This window comes from Sporolactobacillus inulinus (assembly GCF_006539285.1).
GTDB classification, from domain to species: domain Bacteria; phylum Bacillota; class Bacilli; order Bacillales; family Sporolactobacillaceae; genus Sporolactobacillus; species Sporolactobacillus inulinus.
On record NZ_BJMS01000171.1, the window covers coordinates 1 to 3011 of the forward strand.

The window sequence follows — 3011 nt, forward strand, 5'->3', positions numbered from 1 at the left end:
TTTAAAACAAAAATAATAGGTAAAAAGGATATTGATATTGCTAGATTAATATCTGAATTAAATTTAAGTGACTGGGTGCAACAAGGGCATAGACATATGGAGGGTACAGATGGTATTTGTCCATTTTGCCAACAGGAGTTACCGGGGAGTTTTAAGGAAAAGTTGGATGAGTATTTTGATGAAACATACACTGAACAAATACAAAACCTTAATTTATCCATAGAAAAATACGAAAGAGATACAATTGGCTTTTTTGAACAGTACAATTTTCTTATAATTGAGGACATACCTTTTATTAATAAAGAGAAAATAACATCCCTATTTGAAATAATGAATTTAACATATAAGGAAAATATTCAGTTGCTCGAAAGGAAGAGCAATGAACCAAGTAGAAGTATTGAGTTAAATTCAATTACAAGCTACCTTGAGCAGATAAAATCAGAGGTTGAAAAGGCGAATGTAGAAATTTCAGAGTTAAATAGGGTAATTGACAATATTAAAGAAGAAAAGGAAAGGTTAATAAAAGAGATATGGCGATTTATCGCCGAAGAGAATAAGAGTAATTATGACAATTACATGAGTAATTTTGGAAGAGAGAATAGAGCTTTAGTTGGAATGGAGAAGGGAAAGGCCCAACAAGTAGGTTTCAAAAAGATACTGGAAGAAGAGGCCATTGAGCTTCAAAATCAATTAACAAGTGTTTTACCTTCTATTCACGAAATTAATACGCTTCTTAAATCATTTGGGTTCACAAATTTCCAGTTAGCAGAATCTGATGAACAGGGTAATTACAAGATTGTAAGGGAATACGGTGAAGATGCAAATGAAACGTTAAGTGAAGGAGAGAAGACCTTTATTACCTTCCTTTATTTCTATCAGCTTATTAATGGAAGTAATGATCAGGACAAAGTAAATACAGCAAGAGTAGTTGTAGTTGATGACCCCATTTCTAGCTTGGACAACAATATACTATTTATGGTGAGCAACCTCATAAATAATTTAAAGAAAAAGATAAGGAGTAATGATTCTAACTTCAAACAATTGATTATTTTGACTCATAACGTTTATTTTCATAAGGAAATTTCATTTAATAAAGGTCATGGTAGTAAAAAGTTAAATGACGAAACCTTTTGGATTATAAGGAAGGTGAATAATATATCACAAATTTGTGAGTATGATGAGAATCCTATTAAAAATTCATATGAGTTACTTTGGAAAGAACTAAAGGAAAATCCAAATTCAATAACAACACCAAATATTATGAGAAGAATATTGGAGAATTATTTTAAATTTTTCGGTAACGTTGATGTTGATGAGATTATTGAAGGGTTCCCGGATGAAGATAGGGTAGCTTGCAAAACTTTACTTTCTTGGGCTAACGATGGGTCACATCATGTAAATGATGATTTGTATGTGGATAGCAATCAAGAGTTAAATGAGACTTACTTAGATGTATTTAGGAGGATTTTTAAGAATTCTAAACATGAATCTCATTTTAATATGATGATGGGTGGTTCCATTAGTGAGAATGATGGGCATTCTGAAGTCGATGGAGCTACAATGGAAATTCAATTAGCTATGAACCAAGCTGCAGCTGGTCAGGAAACGTCTGTTTGAGTAAGTGTGCTATCATTAATAATAAACAAAATAGAAATAGAGTTGATTAATATGCCAGCAACAATTCAATTTGAATTCTTATTTGAAAAAAAGGGTAAGAAACTCGCACCAATTAAAGAAAAGTACCAATTACAAACTAAAGAAAACTCTTTAACAATTACACCTGAATTTTTATATCAATACTTTCCTAACCTAAAAGATAAAGAAAAAGTTGTTGGGTTTAATGCACATATAGACTGTGATAAATTATTCTTGGTTATAAAAGAGTTTACTTATTTCACTTTACAAAAATTTGGTTTATCAAGTGGCAATGTAGCCTTATTAAAGGTTTTTGATATAAGTGATTTTTTTCGCATAAACGGTCTTAGTGTTGAACGTTTTGATGTTGAACGTTCTAATAATCTAATTGCAAATTGTAATATCCAAGAATTAAATATTGGTATTGCCACTAATTATGACCTAATAGGTGATTCCTCTAATAAGTCACCAAATCCTATTAATACTGATATAAGAGAAAGTAAGCTAAATAGAATACGTTTATTTGTCCCCCAGGCAAGGGTTAATATACAAAATTCTTCATGTGAAAAGTTGGTTTTTGAGAGTCCTGTAAGAATTGTTGAAGATCTTCATATTTGGGAAAATACAACCATAGATATGCTTACTTTTATAGGTGACTTCAAAAAAATACAAATAAAGAACTCAAATTTGAGGAAGATGTTGTTTACTAAAAACGCTCAAGTTGAGGATATTGATATTGAATCTGCCATTATAGAAAATATCCACAATGCTGATGAAAAAACATTTAAAAATAAGACCTTAGATAATTGGTTATTAATTGCGGAATCGGCAAAAAATGCTAATAATCCAACACTTTTTTCGCTTGCTAATTTTGAATATCTTAAATTGGAGAGAAAGTCGAATACAAATTATTTACAAAAGTTATTAAATATATCAATGGAGCTAACAAGTGGATATGGTTATAGACCTTTTAGAACAGTATTGTCTTCATTATTAATCTGGATACTATTTGCTATTCTTTATTGGCTAATTTCCATTTATGCAAATGGAGGATTGAGGCTTATTAATGGAGAAATTATATCAGGATTAAAAGGGCTTGGATATGCTGCTTATTTCTCATTGATTACTTTTACTACTACGGCTTTTGGAGATATTACTCCTGTTGGACTATTGGCAAAACTATTTGCAGGAATTCAAACTCTTCTAGGAATAACTTTTATGTCGTTATTTATATTTGCTTTAACAAAAAGATATGGTAGCTTTAAATAAAATTAATATAGAAAACTGTTAAATAGCAACAAGTATGTTGTTATTTAATCATGTGAGAAATGAATAGTTTATGGATCCTTCTTCTTTCAATAATTCTTTATCTAATA

Annotated in this window: 2 protein-coding genes; both read left to right on the forward strand. The window is 30.2% G+C overall.

Going from position 1 to position 3011, the window contains the following annotated elements; translation table 11 throughout:
- On the forward strand, positions 1-1617 hold a 1617-nt coding region (locus tag SIN01_RS14375), incomplete at its 5' end, for an AAA family ATPase (protein ID WP_047035411.1).
- A 51-nt stretch (positions 1618-1668) separates the two neighbouring features.
- A complete protein-coding gene (locus SIN01_RS14380) occupies positions 1669-2904 on the forward strand; it encodes a potassium channel family protein (protein ID WP_047035410.1) in 1236 nt (411 codons plus the stop codon).
- Positions 2905-3011: the final 107 nt, after the last annotated feature.

Coding starts and splice junctions, on each gene's coding strand:
- SIN01_RS14380 (WP_047035410.1), top strand. CDS start 1,669: ATGCCAGCAACAATTCAATTTGAATTCTTATTTGAAAAAAAGGGTAAG.